Origin of the sequence: Pseudomonas sp. Sample_24 (genome assembly GCF_004307605.1) — a bacterium.
Taxonomy (GTDB): domain Bacteria; phylum Pseudomonadota; class Gammaproteobacteria; order Pseudomonadales; family Pseudomonadaceae; genus Aquipseudomonas.
This window is the reverse complement of record NZ_RCNW01000016.1, coordinates 1-16,755: the sequence shown is the minus strand read 5'-3', so window position 1 is coordinate 16,755 and position 16,755 is coordinate 1. Positions and strand designations below refer to the sequence as shown.

11 protein-coding genes are annotated in these 16,755 nt (G+C 59.9%); 6 read left to right on the top strand and 5 right to left on the bottom strand.

All coding sequences use genetic code 11. The annotated features are described in order from the left end of the window. Positions 1–800: GNAT family N-acetyltransferase (locus D8V06_RS00805; RefSeq protein ID WP_130930270.1), on the bottom strand; the 800-nt coding region annotated here is incomplete at its 3' end. 3 nt (positions 801–803) lie between these two features. Further along, a complete protein-coding gene (locus tag D8V06_RS00800) occupies positions 804–2,576 on the bottom strand; it encodes an N-acetylglutaminylglutamine amidotransferase (protein WP_130930269.1) in 1,773 nt (590 codons plus the stop codon). Between the two features lie 295 nt (positions 2,577–2,871). On the opposite strand from D8V06_RS00800, the gene D8V06_RS00795 reads away from it, so the two are divergent. Next, entirely contained in the window at positions 2,872–7,686 is a 4,815-nt protein-coding gene (locus D8V06_RS00795) for an NEL-type E3 ubiquitin ligase domain-containing protein (protein ID WP_130930268.1), read from the top strand. A 5-nt stretch (positions 7,687–7,691) separates the two neighbouring features. On the opposite strand, the gene mnmC is transcribed toward D8V06_RS00795, so the two are convergent. Beyond that, positions 7,692–9,674, bottom strand: coding sequence for a bifunctional tRNA (5-methylaminomethyl-2-thiouridine)(34)-methyltransferase MnmD/FAD-dependent 5-carboxymethylaminomethyl-2-thiouridine(34) oxidoreductase MnmC (gene mnmC / locus D8V06_RS00790; protein WP_130930267.1), 1,983 nt, complete (start codon positions 9,672–9,674; stop codon positions 7,692–7,694). Between the two features lie 275 nt (positions 9,675–9,949). Between mnmC and pap the strand changes: the two genes are divergently transcribed. Next, a complete protein-coding gene (gene pap / locus D8V06_RS00785) occupies positions 9,950–11,473 on the top strand; it encodes a polyphosphate:AMP phosphotransferase (protein WP_130904150.1) in 1,524 nt (507 codons plus the stop codon). Positions 11,474–11,576: 103 nt separating this feature from the next. Next, on the top strand, positions 11,577–12,761 hold the full coding sequence (locus D8V06_RS00780; RefSeq protein WP_130904149.1) for a thiolase family protein: 1,185 nt from the start codon (positions 11,577–11,579) through the stop codon (positions 12,759–12,761). Positions 12,762–12,881: 120 nt separating this feature from the next. Here D8V06_RS00780 and D8V06_RS00775 read toward each other — a convergent pair whose 3' ends face one another. Continuing rightward, on the bottom strand, positions 12,882–13,076 hold the full coding sequence (locus D8V06_RS00775) for a DUF6316 family protein (protein WP_056856475.1): 195 nt from the start codon (positions 13,074–13,076) through the stop codon (positions 12,882–12,884). Between the two features lie 206 nt (positions 13,077–13,282). On the opposite strand from D8V06_RS00775, the gene D8V06_RS00770 reads away from it, so the two are divergent. Next, positions 13,283–14,242, top strand: coding sequence for a DMT family transporter (locus D8V06_RS00770; RefSeq protein ID WP_130907486.1), 960 nt, complete (start codon positions 13,283–13,285; stop codon positions 14,240–14,242). Between the two features lie 130 nt (positions 14,243–14,372). On the opposite strand, the gene D8V06_RS00765 is transcribed toward D8V06_RS00770, so the two are convergent. After that, complete coding sequence (locus tag D8V06_RS00765; protein ID WP_056856473.1) at positions 14,373–15,767, bottom strand: class II fumarate hydratase; 1,395 nt, start codon at positions 15,765–15,767, stop codon at positions 14,373–14,375. Positions 15,768–15,959: 192 nt separating this feature from the next. Between D8V06_RS00765 and D8V06_RS00760 the strand changes: the two genes are divergently transcribed. Continuing rightward, on the top strand, positions 15,960–16,484 hold the full coding sequence (locus tag D8V06_RS00760) for a DUF2059 domain-containing protein (protein WP_056856472.1): 525 nt from the start codon (positions 15,960–15,962) through the stop codon (positions 16,482–16,484). 12 nt (positions 16,485–16,496) lie between these two features. Continuing rightward, on the top strand, positions 16,497–16,755 hold a 259-nt coding region (locus tag D8V06_RS00755), incomplete at its 3' end, for a BolA family protein (RefSeq protein WP_130930266.1).

Genomic DNA, 16,755 nt, shown 5'->3' with positions numbered 1-16,755 from the left:
GGCCCGAGAAACAGCGGCTGGTTGATGCCGTTCTTGCGCTTGATGGCGAAGGTCGACAGGTTGCGAAAACCGAGCTTGGCGTAGAGGCTTTTCGCCTGGCGATTGTCGTGCAACACCGACAAGTCGAGATAACTCAGCCCACGGCTCATGAAGTGTTCGATCAAATGCCGCACCAGCACTTCACCGACGCCAGGCCGCGAACAGCGCGGATCGACCGCCAGGCACCATAGGCTGCTGCCGTTTTCCGGATCGTTGAAAGCCGTGTGATGATTGAGCCCCATCACGCTGCCGATCACCGCACCGCTGTCGTCATCTTCAGCCAGCCAATACACCGGCCCGCCGTCATGCCGTGGGGTCAGCAAGGTCGGATCGACGGGCAACATGCCGCGTGACTGATACAGCTGATTGATCGCATTCCAGTCGGCTTCGGTCTGCGCACGGCGGATGCGAAAACCGCGAAACACCCGGGTGGCCTGACGGTAGTCACTGAACCACAGGCGCAAGGTGTCGGACGGGTCGAGGAACAACTGGGTCGGTTCCAACCCCAATATTTGCTGGGGGGCGGCAACGTACAGGGCAATGTCGCGCTCGCCGGGCTGTTCGTTGAGCAGTTCTTTGGCGAGGCTGGCCGGATCGGCAAAGGTATGGCCGATCAACAGGCGACCCCAGCCGCAATGCACGGCAATCGGCTCGCCGCCCAATGCGCTGCCGTCTTCGGCCAGGCGCGCCTGCAAGCGTTCGTAGGAGGGCGCCTGACCGCGTAACAAGCGTTGGCTGAAAGCCGTGGCGTGAGGTTTCATCGATCAGATTCCTTGTTCACTGAGCCACAGGTTCAGGGCCGCCAGTTGCCACAGTTTGGAGCCGCGCAGCGGGGTCAGTTGCCCTTGCGGGTCGGTCAGCAGGCGGTCGAGCATGGCCGGGTTGAACAGGCCGCGATCCTGGCTGGGATCGAGCAACAGTTCGCGCACCCATTCCAGCGTGTCACCTTGCAAATGCTTGAGACCCGGCACCGGGAAGTAGCCTTTCTTGCGGTCGATCACTTCACTGGGGATCACCAACCGCGCGGCTTCCTTGAGCACTTGCTTGCCACCGTCCGGCAATTTGAATTTGCCCGGTACGCGAGCCGACAACTCCACCAGGCGATAGTCGAGAAACGGCGTACGCGCTTCCAGTCCCCAGGCCATGGTCATGTTGTCGACGCGCTTGACCGGGTCGTCCACCAGCATCACCGTGCTGTCCAGACGCAGGGCTTTGTCGACGGCCGCGTCGGCGCCAGGTTGTGCGAAATGTTGCTTCACGAAGTCGCCGGCAGCGTCGTTCGCCGTCAGCCATTTCGGCTGCACGGTGGCGGCGTAGTCGTCGTAACTGCGATCGAAAAACGCCTCGCGATAAGCGGCGTATGGATCACTGGCGCCATCCACCTGTGGATACCAGTGATAACCGGCGAATAGTTCGTCGGCGCCTTGGCCGCTTTGCACCACTTTGCAATGCTTGGCCACTTCCCGGGACAGCAGGTAGAAGGCGATGCAATCGTGGCTGACCATCGGCTCGCTCATCGCGCGGAACGCGGCGGGCAGTTGCTCGATGATCTCTTTTTCGTCGATGCGCAGTTGATGATGCTGGGTGCCGTAGTGCTTGGCGATCAGGTCCGAATACTGGAATTCGTCACCGCGTTCGCCTCCGGCATCCTGGAAACCGATGGAAAACGTCGACAGGTTTTCTACCCCGACTTCGCGCAACAAGCCCACCAGCATGCTCGAGTCGACACCACCCGAAAGCAGCACGCCAACGTCCACCGCTGCCCGTTGGCGAATCGCTACCGCCTCGCGGGTGCTGTCGAGCACGCGATCGCGCCAGTCTTCGAGTGTCAGATTCATCTCATCGGCGTGTGGGCCGTAGGGCAAGGTCCACCAGGTTTTCTGCTCGGTGCTGCCATCGGGTTCGATGCGCATCCAGCTGGCCGGCGGCAGTTTTTCGATGCCTGCCAGCAACGTGCGTGGCGCCGGGACCACCGCGTGGAAATTCAAATAATGATTGAGCGCCACCGGGTCAAGGATCGGGTTGATGTCGCCCCCCTTGAGCAGCGCCGGCAATGCCGAGGCAAAGCGCAGGCGCTGGCCGGTGCGCGACAGATACAACGGTTTCACGCCAAGGCGATCGCGGGCAATGAACAGGCGTTGCGCATCGCGCTCCCAGATGGCAAAGGCAAACATGCCGTTGAGTTTCGGCAGCAGAGCCTCACCCCAGGCGTGAAAGCCCTTGAGCAGCACTTCGGTGTCGCCACCGGAATAGAAGGCATAACCAAGGCCTTCCAGCTCCGCACGCAATTCCGGGTAGTTGTAGATGGCGCCGTTGAAGGCCAGGGACAAGCCCAGTTGGTTGTCGATCATCGGCTGCGCAGAGCCGTCCGACAGGTCCATGATTTTCAGGCGTCTGTGGCCCAGGGCAATCGGCCCTTGGCTATGGAAACCCCAGGCATCAGGACCGCGTGGTGCCAGGTGATGGGTGATTCGCTCTACAGCTGCAAGGTCTGCAGGTTGATTGTCAAAACGTAACTCGCCAGCTAATCCGCACATAAATTCCTTACCGGTTTTTCCGTTGGGGAGGGTGAAACGCTACCGCGCCAAAACAGCGGGTACTCAGAAACTGACCCGCTCGGATTTCAGGAGTTTTAGATCGATACGTTATAAGTGGCGGCTGTCGGACGAATGGCTCCTACCTGAAACGGCTTGTGCCAGTGGCAATAGATATTGCTACGAAGCATAGGAATACTTGCTCGGACGCCACGGGATCAGCCCTGATATTCGAATTATCATTTGCCCGTTGAGCGCCGTAGGCTGAACGCATCTGAATGCAATAAGGACATTGCACATGCTGCCAACACTCCCGAAAACAAATCCTCCTGCCGTGACATTTACCCCGGCGCATCGGCTGGACGCACTGGTAGAACACACCGCTGACCTGGACAAGGCCGAGGTCTTGCAAAGGTCCATTCCGGACTGGCTGGCCAACGCCGACCTGGCCCAGGCGCAAGCGCTGAAGACAGCCTTTGAGCAGGCCCATGTTTGCCACACCCGGGCGCGCGAGGCGCTCGACAGGCTGAAGCCGCTGGATGTGTTCTGCAAGGAACAATTGACCGACTTGCTCAAAGCCAAGTGGTCAGTCGAGTTCGAAGTCGAGCGCGATACGCTGGAGGTCAGCACCACTTCGATTACTTCGACAAGCATGTTCCCCGTCGATTGGACTGGTACCGTCACCACCCAATCCCGCAGCCTGCTCCACGCCGCCATGGAGAACTTCACCCTCGGCGAAGCTGGCACGAATGGATTTTCCAAAGAATCGTTGATTCGCATCAATGGCAAGCCTCAGACAGCAACAGTCATCACCCCTGCGCACTTCGCCACGTTGTGCCGCGAACTGGACCTCGGTGGCCGTTACCAGCAACACATTGACCAAGCATTGGCGCTTCCCCCCAGAACCCTGGGTGGCAGTGCGGCCAACTCAGCGGCTTCGGCTGCTGACATTCGGCGCCTGAAATTGCTCGATATGCAGGTCGCCGTGCACATCGCCTACATGAAAAAGGACATCAGCGCCGCAGCTCATACCCTCCTGAACAGCGTGATCACGCAAGATGTTCCGGTGGCAAGCATCCGAAACGCGCTGTTCGATGGCGTACCGGTGATGTGGCAGGGCTTGATGATTCATGACGTCTGCATCTCGGGTGCGCTGGTGTTCAGCAATCAGTCGATCGATACCCACGCACAGGCGAAATGCATCGTCTACATGCCGAACGAGCCCCGTCGACCGCTGTATGAATACGCCTCGCTGGACGAGTTCAAGGTTTACCTTACACTCAAGTTGCAAACCAAAAGCTACCGAGCGGTGTTCGCCAGGCAATACCTTTGCGGTCACGATAAGACGAAGTTCTTCACCTCCTTTGACAAGGACAAGGCGTTAGGTCCGATGGCGGCCACGCCGGCGACCTGTCCTTCGGATTTTTTCTTCAGTGCTTTTATCGAAAAGACCCAGCAGGATGCGCAAGTGTTGGCGGTGCCGACAGAATCGGTCGATGAACAACAACGGGAGAAAACACGTAAAACGCTGATGGAGGCGAGCCTGGTCCTGCTCAACGCAGCGTCGTTCTTCGTTCCTGTACTCGGGGAGTTGATGGCCGCGGCGGCCATCGTCGAAATTGCCGGGGAGGTGTATGAAGGGGTGCAGGACTGGACGCACGGCCAGCGCACCGAGGCCTTGTCGCATTTACTCAACGTCGTGGAAAACGTCGCGCAGATGGCCGCGTTTGTGGTGGGCGGCAAGGTGGTGACGTCTGCATTCAGTCGAATCGCAGGCGAACAGGCGACCTTTTTCGACGGTTTTGAGGCGGTAACCGGTCGTCATGGCGAACCAAGGTTATGGAAACCCGACCTAAAGGCCTACAAACAGGCAACGCCACCGGCAGCGACACTGCGACCTGATTCGAACGGCCTCTACAAGGACGGCCAGCGCACGTTGATCCTCATGGACGGGGCGCCGTATCGCGTCTCGCAAGATCCTGCGACGAAAGCGTGGCGCGTCGACCATCCCGTGCGCCAGGATGCTTTTCAGCCCACTCTCGTACGTCACGTCGAAGGAGGCTGGCGCCATATCCATGAACACGTATACGAATGGCCAAGCGGTTATGCGCTCAAACGGCTCAGCCCTGGCCAGACCGGGCTGAGCCACAGCGACATCGTGAGCATTGGCGCCATCACCGACCTGTCACCGGCGCTTGTGCACCAATTGCACGAAGCAAATCTGCCCTTGCCGGCGCGGATCAAGGACTGCATCGAGCGGTTCAAATTGAATCAGGGTATCAATCTGCTGATCAGGCGAATGGAGCGTGGAGAATTCTCCGGCACAGCCCATTTGCAGGAACAACTGCATACGTTGCCGACATTGCCCGGTTGGCCCAAGGAGCGATTCATCGAGGTCGTCGACGATAAACAGCAGTTCGTCTCGCGCCACCCGCAATCGGCGACGGTTGATGAGGCCAACCGCGTGCCTGTCAGCGAGTCCGAGCTGAAGTCAGGAAAGTTGCTGGAGACCGTGATCAATGGCCTGTCTTCCAAGGAAGTCGAAGGCATCATCGGCGCCACGACAGAGTCCAAACCCGCGCTGCTGGCGCAAAAAATCGGCACGGCGCTGAAAGGCAATCGCCGGCCCCTGATGGAGCAGCTGTATAAAACCTACGATGGCATTGCCACTGGCGACGTTGCAACGTTGTGCGACCAGGTTACCGACCTTCCGGTGCGCGTGGCCGAGGAGCTGTTGAGCAATGCCTCTGGCAGAGACCGTAGCTTACTTCGTGAGCGCAGGATCCTGGGGCTGGATCTGGCGCAACAGGTCAGTGAGGCACAGTTTTCGATCAGGCAGGATCGTGCCCTCACCGGGTTTCGCCTGCCGTCTCTGGCCAATGACGATACCGACAACCTGGCGCTCAGGTTCATGGATCGACTGCAAGGCTGGGACGACGGGTTTCGCCTGGAAGTACGCCAGGGATCAAGCACCGGCACCTTGCTCGACAGCGTTGGCCAGGCCACTGCACCCGCGAAGGGCGTGATCGTCAAGACGGCTTCGGGCTATCAAGTCAGCCAAGGCACTGGCACCACGCTCACTACACGTAGCAGCGAGCGCCTGCTCGATTCTATTTATCGCGCATTGCCGCAAACCCAGCGCACCCGCATGGGCTTGTCCGGGATCGAGGCGCAGGATGTTTCACGGTTGCAGACCCGTCTGTTGGTGGCAACATCACGGGATCCGCTACGCACCGCACGGATGCTGCGCAATGAACGCACAGAGCTGGCGCAACATTTTTCCAGCTGCGTACAGGCTGACCCGCCTGCGGCAAACGTCTATGCACAAGCCTTGATTCGCAAAGTCAGAAAGCTCTATCCGTATTTCAGCGATGCCCAGGTTTCGTCTTTTCTCGACGCGGCAGGCAGCACCCAAACGTTGCGGGTAAACCGCATCAAGGCGCTCGAGCAGCAGCTCAAGCAACTGCGCGAGGTCCTGCGCAACTGGTGCGCCGATGACGAACAAATGAAGAAGTTGCCCGGGCAACTCAACGACCTGCGAGTCAGTCGTCGTCAGGTGGCCGATGCCATCGAAAACTGCTGGCGCCGGGTCGCGCCGCCGAGATGGCCGCAGGATCAGCCCTACACAGCGCTCAATCTTCAGCGCAACCCGGTCGGCCAGATGCCGACGCTGACCGAACAGGACGTTGCGCATGTACGCAGCCTCGCTATCACGGACATGGAAGCAGGCGATGAGTTGGCCTATTTCCTGAGGCCGTTCAAAGGGTTGGTCACCCTGGAGCTGGACCGCAATCGGCTGACGCGGTTGCCTGAAATACTGTCGCATATGCCCGACCTTCAGCATTTGAGCCTGAACGGCAATCAAGTGGCGCTGACGGAGCACACGTTGCGCAAACTGGCCGACATGCGCACGTTGCGCACGCTTTCGCTCAGCGGCAACCGTCTGGGAGCCACGCTGGATGTCAGCAAAATGGCCAACCTGCAGGCCTTGATTCTCAGCGACACACACGCCACCGAACTGCCTGCGGGATTTGACCGCTTGCCGTACCTCAACAGAGTCGACTTGCGCGGTAACCAGATTCGAGAGTTGCCGGACTGGCTGTTTGATGTGCCGCAACGCTTCGCCCAATTCATCAACCTGCGATACAACCCCTTGTCCGCAGCCAGTCGCGCGAAACTGCAGTCTTACCGTGACAGGACCGGTATCGGCATGGGGTTCATGGCGGACGATGCCAAGGTGACCAGTGAACAGGTCGCCAGGGACTTCTGGATGCCGGATTCACGGGAAGCTGATTACACCCGGCGCAACCGCACATGGCTGGCGCTGAAGAATGAGCCTGCGTCGCCGGGACTCTTCCAGTTGCTGGCCGAGGTGGGGAACTCGGCGGACAGCCGTTTTGTGCATGAAGACATGACTCGTCGGGTATGGAACGTCATTGACGCGACAGCCGCTGATTCGGCGTTGCGCGAGCGGTTGTTGGCGCTGGCGGTGAAGGCCAACTGTACGGATTCCGCGGCATTGATTTTCAGTCACCTTGAAGTGGCGGTCGAAATCGACAAGGTGGTGAAGGCGTCTGCCAATGCTCACGATGAAGCCGCTCGACTGTTGAGCCTTGGGCGAGCTTTGTTCTGCCAGGACACCCTAGCCGGGATTGCCGAGGAACATGCGCGGGCCAACCCCAGGCTTGATCCCGTGGAAGTGGAATTGGCCTACCGAACCGGTTTGGCCGAGCGGCTGGAGCTGGTCGGCCAACCTCGGCATATGCGTTACGCATCGCTCAGCGGTGTGACGCAGGCAAACCTGGACACTGCTTACGCCCGAGTGACCACGGCATTATTGTCGCCGGCGTTGCTGCGGGATCTGAGCACGCGTTCATTCTGGGTCGACTTCTTGCGTAAGCATCACGCTCAACGTTTGAATCGCCTCGCCGCACCCTTTCACGTGCGAATGCAGGCGGCCTTCGAAGGCGAGGCGACGCTGGGCACGCGCTATCGCGCCCATGTCGATGGCATCATGAATCAGTTGCAGCAGGCCGAGACCACGTTGCTGGAGGAACTGACCACACAGGCGCTGGCGGCGGACGAGACGAAAACCTGTTTTATCCTCGATTGAGCGTCTCAGGCCTTGCCGCGAATCAATCGGCGCAAGGCAAAACGGTTCGGGTGGCAGGCTTCGGCCACCGCCCTGGGTAGAGGCAGCGGTTCGTTATCCAGCCAGGCGGCGAGCAATTCGCCGGACAGCGGCGCGGTGATCAAACCACGTGAGCCGTGACCGCTGTTGACGTACAAGCCGTCGAGCCATGGGCATTCGATGTCCGGCACTTGCCGGGCATCCTTGGCGAGTGCCGCATAGGCCTGGGCGAAAGCCTGACTGTCGGCCAACGGGCCGACAATCGGCAGGTAGTCGGGGCTGGTGCAGCGAAACGCCGCCCGACCCTGGAGGCTTTCCGGGGCAAGCGTATCGGCCCCCAGTCGCGTGACCAGATCGTGGGAAATCTCTTCGAGCATGGCCAGGTTACCCTGGTGTTCGGCGATGGTCGGAGTCAGGTCGTCGCTCTTGAAATCGAAACTGGCGCCGAGGGTATGTTCGCCATGGCGCGCGGGGGCGACATAGCCTTCGGCACATACCACCGTGCTCAAGGCCTGGCTTTGCGGGGTTTGCGCCAGGCGGGTGATTTGCCCGCGAATGCGTTTGAGCGGCAATTCTGCGCTTTCGGCGAAGCGTTGAATCTCGGCGGCACCGGCCAGCACGACCACGGGGGCGCTGGCGAGCAATCGCTCGCCGTCCCACGCTTGCCACTGGCCGTCGACCTTGCGCAGTTGCACGGCATCGTGGTGTGTCAGTATTTGAATGTTGTGCTGTGCAACCTGCGATTGGCACAGCGCCGGAGGATGCACCCAACCACCTTCGGGAAAGTACATGCCGCCGTGCGCCAGACCGATCCCCGCCAGCGCCTGGGCCTGGGGCTGATCGATCAGGTGCAGCAGGTCTGCGGGAAACGCCTCGGCCAATTGCGCCTGTCGTTCGGCTTCCCTGGCATTGAACGCCAGTTGCAGCACGCCGCAATCGTCCCAGTCAGTGCCACGTTGCAAGTGCTCCAGCAGTCGTCGGGTGTAGCCGAAACCGCTGACGATCATTTGCGACAGCGCGGTGCCGTGCGCCGATAACTTCAGGTAAAGCACACCCTGTGGATTGCCGGAGGCCTCCTGGGCAATGTCGGCGTGGCGCTCCAGCACGCTCACTTGCCAGCCTCGCGCTGCAAGACTGGCGGCGCTGGCGCAACCGGCCAGCCCGGCGCCGATCACCAGTGCCCGGCGTTCACCCGTCAGCGGTGCAGGGCGGGCAAACCAGGGTTTGGCCGGGATTGGCGCAGCAACCTCCTGCGGCCACCCGAGGAATTCTCCGCGCAGGATTTCCCATTTATGGCCGATGCCCGGCGTGCGTTTCATCTTGAAGCCCGCGGCGTTCAGCAGCCGCCGAACCCAACCGGTACTGGTGAAGGTACTGATGGTCGAGCCGGGACCAGCCAGTCGCGCCAGTTCGACGAACAGTTCGGCGGTCCACATGTCAGGGTTTTTCGCCGGGGCAAAACCGTCGAGAAACCAGGCGTCGATTGGCCCGTCCAGTTGCGGCAGTTGCTCCAGTGCATCGCCGATCAGCAAGGTCAGCGTGACCCGGCCGTTGGCCAGTGTCAGGCGCTGAAAGCCTTGATGGATGGCCACGTACTGCGCCAGCAGTTGATCGGCAAATACCTTGAGCTGCGGCCACAGTGCCAGGGCGCGCTGCAGGTCGGCGAGGCTCAATGGATATTTTTCGACGCTGACAAAATGCAGCCGCGCATCGGGCGCCGCATGTTGCTCGAACACCTGCCAGGCACAGAGAAAATTCAGCCCGGTACCAAACCCCGTTTCGCCAATCACCAACCGGCCACCGGGTGGCAACGCGGCAAAACGTTCTGCCAGACGATTCTGTTCGATGAACACGTAGCGGGTTTCGTCCAGCCCCGACTGATCGGAGAAATACACATCGTCGAACACACGCGAATACGGACGACCTTGATCATCCCAGTCGAGCTGGGCGTGGGGCAATACAGGTTTCATGGCAGGCTCGGCAACGGCAAGGTGGCCATTCTAGCCGATCACGGGCGTGGCGCTTGATCCGCCTTTGTGGCGAGGGAGCTTGCTACGCCTTTGTGGCGAGGGAGCTTGCTCCCGCTCGGGTGCGAAGCAGCCGCCAATGTTTTTGGCGGCAGCTACGCTGTCCAGCGCAAGCAAGCTCCCTCGCCACAGGTTTCTCGCGGCTGCGAAAATTGGATTTGTCTCACGCAAGAGAGGTCCATCCGCTAGTCTTGCTCAAATCTGCAAGGGAGCCGTTCATGTTCGAATCCGCTGAAATCGACCACGCCATCGACAAAGAAACCTACGACGCCGAAGTGCCGGCGCTGCGCGAAGCCTTGCTCGAAGCGCAATTCGAGCTTCAGCAGCAAAAACGTTTTCCGGTGATCATCCTGATCAACGGCATCGAAGGCGCCGGTAAGGGCGAGACGGTCAAATTGCTCAACGAGTGGATGGACCCGCGCTTGATCGAGGTCCGCACGTTCGATCAGCAAACCGATGAAGAACTGGCACGCCCCCCGGCGTGGCGCTATTGGCGGATGCTGCCGGCCAAGGGGCGCATGGGGGTTTTCTTCGGCAATTGGTACAGCCAGATGCTGCAGGGCAGGGTACATGGCGAATTCAAGGACCCGCGCCTGGATCAAGCCATCAATGGCGCCGAGCGCCTGGAAAAGATGCTCTGCGATGAAGGCGCAGTGATCGTCAAATTCTGGTTCCACCTCTCCAAGAAACAGATGAAGGCGCGCCTCAAGGCGTTGGCCGACGATCCCTTGCACAGTTGGCGCATCAGCCCACTGGACTGGCAGCAATCGCAGACCTACGACCGTTTCGTCAAGTTCGGTGAGCGTGTCCTGCGTCGCACCAGCCGTGACTATGCGCCGTGGCACGTCATCGCTGGTATGGATGCACGCTATCGCAGCCTGGTAGTGGGCAAGATTCTGCTCGAAAGCCTGCGAGGTGCCTTGCAGCGGCCGCAGATCCATCCGGACAAAGTCAGCGCTGCGCCGGTGTTGCCCAGTGTCGATCAAGTCAACCTGCTCGACAGCCTGGACCTGACCCTGCACCTGGAAAAAGACGATTACGAGGAACAGTTGGTGACCGAGCAGGCGCGGCTTTCCGGGTTGATGCGGGACAAACGCATGCGCCGGCACGCCCTGGTCGCGGTGTTCGAAGGCAACGACGCAGCGGGCAAGGGCGGGGCGATCAGGCGAGTGGCGGCGGCGCTCGATCCACGTCAATACAACATCGTGCCGATTGCCGCGCCCACTGAAGAAGAGCGTGCACAGCCATACCTGTGGCGCTTCTGGCGACACCTGCCGGCACGGGGCAAATTCACCGTGTTCGACCGCTCATGGTATGGCCGGGTGCTGGTGGAACGTATCGAGGGTTTTTGCAGCCCGGCGGACTGGTTGCGCGCCTACAGTGAAATCAACGATTTCGAAGAACAGATTGGCGATGCCGGGGTGGTCGTCGTCAAGTTCTGGCTGGCCATCGACAAACAGACTCAAATGGAACGCTTTCAGGAGCGCGAAGAAATTCCTTTCAAACGTTTCAAGATCACCGAGGATGACTGGCGCAATCGGGAAAAGTGGGACGACTATCGCGCCGCTGTCGGCGACATGGTCGACCGCACCAGCACCGAAATCTCGCCGTGGACGTTGATTGAAGCCAACGACAAGCGCTGGGCACGGGTCAAGGTGTTGCGCACGATCAATCAGGCACTGGAAGAAGCGTTTAAGAAATCCGATAAACACGCCAGGAAGGCCAACAAGGGCAAGAAGTGAGGCGATGGTTGCGCATACGCGGGGTGAATGATTGTCGCGGTTGGTAATTGGGTGGGCTTATGCTCGGGCCACTCTCAACCGACAACAACAATGAGGTAATGCCATGCGTGAAGTGGTGATCGTCGACAGCGTGCGGACCGGCCTGGCCAAATCCTTTCGCGGCAAGTTCAACCAGACCCGTCCGGACGACATGGCAGCGCACTGCGTCAATGCCTTGCTGGCACGCACCGGCATCGACCCGGCCAGCGTCGAGGATTGCATCGTCGGCGCCGGCTCCAATGAAGGCGCCCAGGGTTACAACATCGGGCGCAACGTCGCGGTGTTGTCGCGTCTGGGCATCGGTACCGCCGGCATGACCTTGAATCGCTTCTGCTCGTCAGGCTTGCAGGCGATTGCCATCGCTGCCAACCAGATCGCTTCCGGTTGCAGCGACATCATCGTCGCCGGTGGGGTCGAGTCGATCAGCCTGACCATGAAAAGCGTCAACACCGATAACCTGATCAACCCGCTGCTCAAGGAACAGGTGCCGGGTATTTATTTCCCGATGGGCCAGACCGCCGAAATCGTCGCCCGCCGCTACAACGTCAGCCGTGAAGAGCAGGATCTGTACGCCCTGCAAAGTCAGCAACGCACCGCCCAGGCACAGGCTGCCGGGTTGTTCGATGATGAAATCGTGCCGATGGCGGTGAAGTATCGCGTTGAAGACAAAGCCACCGGGCAGGTGCAGATTCTCGACGGTGTCGTCGACCGCGATGACTGCAACCGTCCCGACACTACGCTGCAAAGCCTGGCCGGATTGAATCCGGTTTTCGCTGAAGATGGTTCGGTGACGGCGGGCAACTCGTCGCAATTGTCGGACGGCGCGTCCATGACGCTGGTGATGAGCCTGGAGAAAGCCCTGGCGCTTGGCTTGAAGCCAAAAGCGTTTTTCCGAGGATTCGCCGTGGCCGGCTGCGAACCGGATGAAATGGGCATCGGCCCGGTGTTTTCGGTGCCGAAACTGCTCAAGGCCAAGGGCTTGCAGGTTGCCGATATCGATCTTTGGGAACTCAACGAAGCGTTTGCCTCGCAATGCCTTTACGCGCGCAATCGGCTGGAGATCGAGAACGACAAGTACAACGTCAACGGCGGCTCAATCTCCATCGGCCACCCGTTTGGCATGACCGGTTCGCGTCAGGTCGGCCACATCGTTCGCGAGTTGCAACGGCGCAATCTGCGTTACGGCGTGGTGACCATGTGCGTGGGTGGCGGGATGGGGGCGACCGGGTTGTTTGAGGCGGTTCGGTAAACGCCTCGGATTTTGTCATGACTGTTAAATAGCTATCGCCAGCAGGCTAGCTCCCACAGGATCTGATGGGCGACACAGATCCTGTGGGAGCTAGCCTGCTGGCGATGAAGGCGACTCGGTTTATCCATTCGTCGCCATATTTTTCATCCGCTCTATATAAGCATGAATCTCCCGCGCAGCCGCCTCGACATTGGCAAATGGCCCCTCGAGGGTGTTTTCCCGGGTGCTGAAATACAACTCCCCATTCACCCGACATAACCGATCACTGCGAAAGTGCAGGCCGGGAGCGTTGTCCTGGGCGCGCATGCCATACATGGCGAATCTCCTGAAAGTGTCCTGTGGATCCAATCAGCTTATGCAAGAACTACTTGCGGCGCCTGTCGATCCGATCAGCGGCAGTTCGTCAATCAAACGTTGCGACCTGCACAGTTTCATTCGCGGCCAGACGCCAACTGTGCCTGTGTACTGCGCGCCGGTGCGCCTAGAATGCCGGTTACTTGTCATCGGGTTTCGGGGTTTGCATGCACATTTCATCGGGTCGCTGGGTCTACGGTTTGTTTCTGGCCCTGCTGACTGCGTTGCTGTGGGGAATCCTTCCCATCAAACTCAAGCAGGTCTTGCTGGTGATGGACCCGGTGACGGTCACCTGGTTTCGCTTGATGGTGTCCGGCAGCTGCCTGTTCCTGTATCTGGCGGCGACCAAACGCCTGCCGAGCCGCAAAGTGCTCGGGCCACGCGGCGGCTGGCTGGTGTTGATGGCGGTACTGGGGCTGGTGGGCAACTACGTGCTGTATCTGATGGGGCTCAACCTGCTCAGCCCCGGCACCGCGCAACTGGTGGTGCAGATGGGGCCGATCATGTTGTTGATCGCCAGCCTGTTTGTCTTCAAGGAGCGTTTCAGCCTGGGGCAGGGCATTGGCTTGCTCGTGCTGCTGATTGGCTTCGTGCTGTTTTTCAATCAGCGTCTCTCTGAGTTGCTCACGTCGCTGAGCGATTACACCGCCGGTGTGTTGCTGGTGCTGTTGGCGTCCACGGTCTGGACCTTTTATGCCCTGGGCCAAAAGCAATTGCTGACGGTGTGGAATTCGTTGCAGGTGATGATGGTGATCTATCTGTTTTGCGGGCTGTTGCTGACACCGTGGGTGCATCCGCTCGAAGCATTGCAATTGAACCCGTTGCAAGGCTGGTTGCTGCTGGCATGCTGCATGAACACCCTGATTGCCTACGGCGCGTTTGCCGAAGCACTGGCGCATTGGGAAGCATCGCGGGTCAGTGCCACGCTGGCGATTACACCGTTGGTGACGTTTGCGGCGGTTGCTCTCGCCGCCTGGTGGTGGCCGGACTATGTGCATGCCGAGACCATCAATGGTCTGGGGTATGGCGGGGCGGTATTGGTCGTGCTGGGTTCGGCGCTGGTGGCGTTGGGGCCTTCGTTGATTGCCGGGCTGAAGGCGCGGAAAATGCGGATGGCGGCCGGTTAGACCGCGTTATCGTTCATCGCGGGCAAGCCACGCTCCCACAGGATCAAGGCGATCACAATATCAGTGAACGACACAAAACCCTGTGGGAGCAGGCTTGCCCGCGATGACGGACTTGCAGGCGCTACCAATCTCAGCCCTTGGCCCCGGCCTCCAGCATATTCTCCGGCCTTACCCACGCATCAAACTCTTCATCGGTCAGATACCCCAATTCCAGTGCCGCCTCGCGCAAGGTCAACCCTTCGGCGTAAGCCTTCTTGGCAATCTCCGCCGATTTGTCATAACCGATGTGCGGGTTCAGCGCCGTCACCAGCATCAAGCCTTGCTCAAGGTGTTCTGCCATTTTCTCGGCATCCGGCTCAAGGCCTGCTATGCAATGTTGCTGGAAGTTGCTGCAGCCATCGCCGAGCAAGCGGATCGATTGCAGCAGGTTGTGAATGATCACCGGTTTGAACACGTTCAATTGCAAGTGACCCTGACTCGCGGCAAATCCGATGGCAACGTCGTTGCCCAACACCTGACAGGCCAGCATCGACAGCGCTTCGCACTGGGTCGGGTTGACCTTGCCGGGCATGATCGAGCTGCCCGGCTCGTTGGCCGGTAGCTTCACTTCGGCAAAACCGGCACGCGGTCCGGAACCGAGCAGGCGCAAGTCGTTGGCGATCTTCATCAACGTCACGGCGAGGGTTTTCAGTGCCCCGGACAAGGTCGTCAGCGGCTCGTGCCCGGCCAGGGCGGCGAATTTGTTCGGTGCGGTAACGAACGGCAGGCCGGAAAGCGCCGCCAGTTCAGCAGCGATGGCTTCACCGAAACCGTGCGGTGAGTTCAGCCCGGTACCGACCGCCGTACCGCCCTGGGCCAGTTCACACACCGCCGGCAGCGCGCTGCGAATGGCCCGCTCGGCGTAATCGAGTTGCGCTATAAAAGCCGAAACTTCCTGGCCGAAGGTGATGGGTGTGGCATCCATCATGTGCGTGCGCCCGGTTTTCACCAGCTTCATGTGACGCGCTGACAGTTCAGCCAGCCCGCCCGACAGTTCGCTGATCGCCGGCAGCAAATGGTGCTGCACGGCCTGCACGGTGGCGATGTGCATGGCGGTGGGGAAGCAGTCGTTGGAACTCTGGGAACGATTGACATGATCGTTGGGGTGCACCGGCGATTTGCCGCCGCGCGGATTGCCCGCCAGTTCGTTGGCCCGGCCCGCAATCACCTCATTGACGTTCATGTTGCTCTGGGTGCCGCTGCCGGTTTGCCACACCACCAGCGGAAACTGATCGTCATGCTGGCCGGCGAGTACCTCATCCGCCGCTTGTTCGATCAGCCGGGCGATGTCGGCGGGCAAGTCGCCGTTGCGGTCGTTGACCCGTGCCGCCGCTTTCTTGATCAGCGCCAGACCGTGCAGCACGGCCAGCGGCATCTGTTCGTTGCCAATGGCAAAGTTGACCAGCGAGCGTTGTGTCTGTGCGCCCCAGTAGGCCTCCTCCGGGACTTCAACCTGGCCAAGGCTGTCGGTTTCGATACGGCTCATCGGTCACACTCCTGTAAGTCTGATTGCGCAGTTTAGGCCGTGATCGCCGGCCGGGGTTCCATCTGTCTCGCTTGCAACCATTGAACCCCTCTAAATCAGGCGCGACAAGGCTTGGGGTTGAGTGACAGCGTTTTTTAGGCGCAGAATGGACGTCCTTGGGGTTTTACCTCGCCTGCTAGAAAAGGAAACTCGATGACTCGTCTTCGTGCCATCTGTACCGCGGTTGCATTGGTTTGTGCCAGCGGCCAGGTTTTTGCCGACACCGCCAGCCACAACGCCAGTGCCGAGGCCTTCCTGACCCTGGCGCATGCTGACAAATTGGGCACTCCGGTGTACATGCAAGTGCAGCAAATGTTTGCTCAACGCTTCCAGCAAACCAAAGCCCCGGACTCGAAAAAAGCGGTACTGGAAACCTACCAGGCCAAGGCCAACGCCGCCCTGGACCAGGCCATTGGCTGGAACAAGCTGAAGCCGGACATGGTCAAGCTCTACACCACCAACTTCACAGAGTCGGAACTCAAGGACCTGGTCGCCTTCTACAAATCGCCATTGGGCAAGAAAGTCCTGGAAAAAATGCCGCAACTGACCCAGCAATCGGCCCAGATGACCCAGGCCAAGCTGGAAAGCGCGGTACCTGTCGTCAACAAACTGCTGGCCGACATGACTGCCGAGCTGGAGCCCAAAGGCGCCGCTGCGCCAGCCAAGGCCAAGCCTTAAGCGGAGTTCTGTATGACCATGCAACAACGCATCGAATCGACGCTGGGCCTGCTTCAGCCCCAGCATCTGCAGGTGCTCGATGAAAGCCACATGCACAGTCGCGGGTTACAGACGCACTTCAAGGCTGTAGTTGTCAGCCAGCAATTCGAAGGGCTGAACCGGGTCAAGCGCCACCAGAAAGTCTACGGCACGCTCGGCGAGCTGATGGGCGAGTTTCATGCGTTGGCGCTGCATACCTACACGCCTGAAGAATGGGCACAGATCGACGCGG